Origin of the sequence: Vibrio sp. M260121 (genome assembly GCF_036533715.1) — a bacterium.
In the GTDB taxonomy this organism is placed as follows: Bacteria; Pseudomonadota; Gammaproteobacteria; order Enterobacterales; family Vibrionaceae; genus Vibrio.
Genome location: NZ_JATABF010000099.1, coordinates 1 through 1,995 on the forward strand (window position 1 = coordinate 1; position 1,995 = coordinate 1,995).

General features: G+C 39.7%; 3 protein-coding genes. All 3 read right to left on the bottom strand.

Translation table 11 applies throughout. The features are described 5' to 3' along the window. Positions 1 to 197: 197 nt before the first annotated feature. Entirely contained in the window at positions 198 to 686 is a 489-nt protein-coding gene (locus QTO06_RS25215; RefSeq protein WP_331410327.1) for a hypothetical protein, read from the bottom strand. Beyond that, on the bottom strand, positions 683 to 1,135 hold the full coding sequence (locus QTO06_RS25220) for a hypothetical protein (protein WP_331410328.1): 453 nt from the start codon (positions 1,133 to 1,135) through the stop codon (positions 683 to 685). The genes QTO06_RS25215 and QTO06_RS25220 overlap by 4 nt, the downstream gene beginning before the upstream one ends. A gap of 237 nt (positions 1,136 to 1,372) precedes the next feature. Beyond that, complete coding sequence (locus QTO06_RS25225) at positions 1,373 to 1,726, bottom strand: DUF6404 family protein (RefSeq protein ID WP_331410329.1); 354 nt, start codon at positions 1,724 to 1,726, stop codon at positions 1,373 to 1,375. Between the last annotated feature and the right edge of the window lie 269 nt (positions 1,727 to 1,995).

Here is a 1,995-nt window from a genome sequence, read left to right on the forward strand (position 1 = left end):
TCACAATAATTAAGAGTAACAAGGAACTATCGCTATTCTAGTGTAGGGCAGATTATGCAAAAATACACATAACGCCCTGTTAAGGTGTGAGCAACGCAATAACGAAGCTACCGCATGCCACCTTAAACACAAAACGCAACGCATAGTGAAAATGCCAAGCGTTGGGAATCACTCTTAAATGCTTTGTTATGCAACACTTACATGTCAGCAACCGATTCGTAGAATGCTAATACGTCAAATGGCTTACTGAAAAAACTGCTGTTTGTTAAAAACGTTTTGATTTCCCCACTTAAAGCATCAAATTTAGCTTGCGACTCTGTATTAAAAGGAAATGTCATCTTCTCCATCGCTTCAACTAATTCCAAAGTACTCTGACGCTTAGCATTGTTTTTTGCAATAAGCATACTGTACGCCAGTTCTTTTTTTTCGCTAAAGCTACAGCGTTCAATCGCTAAATAATTAATATGAGCTAATACCGGAGTAAGTTCCTCAAGTCTTTGCTTTGCAAATTTTAAGGTCTCTTCATCGGCTTTATTTTTCATTGAGTTCTTACTACAAACGGCTATCCGAGAACCCAAAGCATCTATTGAGTTATTTAAGTCAGTGAATAGCTTATCTTCAACACTTTGACCTGCGTTGGAAATAATTGAAAATACCATCAAAAAAAATGTAAGAGCTATTCTCATAATTTACACCCATCAGATATAGCTTTCCAAAACCTGTACTGCTTTCTGTCTGTTACATGCTCTAAGGCTTGTTCCGTGGCGATGTTTTCAATTTGTCTAAGCTTAATTACGGTAAGAGCGCTGTAGGATTTGAAGTAATACTCCCAGTTTGCTTGGGTTATATTCCACGCAGTTTGTCCTACATCAGAAGAAACACCTCTACCGACTGCGATACTAACATCTCGTGCTTTATGCATAGTATCGCTTGCTGGAATTGCAGAGATAGCTTTGGTTACACCACTACTCCCTGCTCCTTTGACTACATTTCCACCAAAGATATTAATTAAGTTTCCAAGTGAGATAAAGAATTGCGCACTTTTCTCCAATTCATGTAGTTCATTTATTCGGTCTATCGCGGCTAAGCTTTTATCATCGAAAACAACACCGACAATTGCTGGACACTTTTCCATGTTTTACTCCCTCCATATGAATAGTGAAGCACATCTTACAACAGTAGAAAGTTAAAACTTGTAGCATATGTGTGAATAGGGACGAAATTCGAAATGTTCGTGTTGCATAACGCCCTGTTAAGGGGTGAGCAACGCAATACCGAAGTCGCCGCATACCGCCTTAAACACTAAAACCAACGCATGATGAAAATGCCACGCGTTGCGAATCCCTCTTGAACAGTTTGTTAGGTTTTGGGCTTATTCTCCCAATGAACCCCAGTCTGTTAGATTTAATTGCTTGCGTCTAATGTAGTAGAAGGTTGCCATAACTAAACCAAACAATGCGCCAGTAAGTAACGAGATATAAACTCCTTCTAAAACTGGTTTACCTAGTTCGTTCCACACAAGAAACCATTGGAAGATTCCCCAAACAGGAGCAAAGAAAACCACACAAAGCATAACGTTTGCGAACAAACTCTGATAATAAGGCGGCGGAAAACATAGTCCAAGTTTACGTAACAACTTTACAAGTGGAGGATTGTAGTTCGACTTCCAAACACCTTTGTCACTTAATTCTTTGTGCGCAAGTTGTAGCTTCGTTTCATAATCCATGATCCAAAATCCTCGAATTCGATGTTTCCCGAGGAGAAACCTAACGCCCTGTTAAGGGGTGAGCAACGCAATACTGAAGCCGCTGCAAACCGCCTTAAACACTAAACCCAACGCATAGTGAAATGCCACGCGTTGCGAATCCCTCTTGAACAGTTTGTTATGTGTTGTTGCTGGAACTATGCGCCTTACTCACGGAATATGGCGACAATTTCACTTTTTTTCAGAAACCAACTCACTCTGTTACTTCCCTTTTTAAAAGTGATATTACT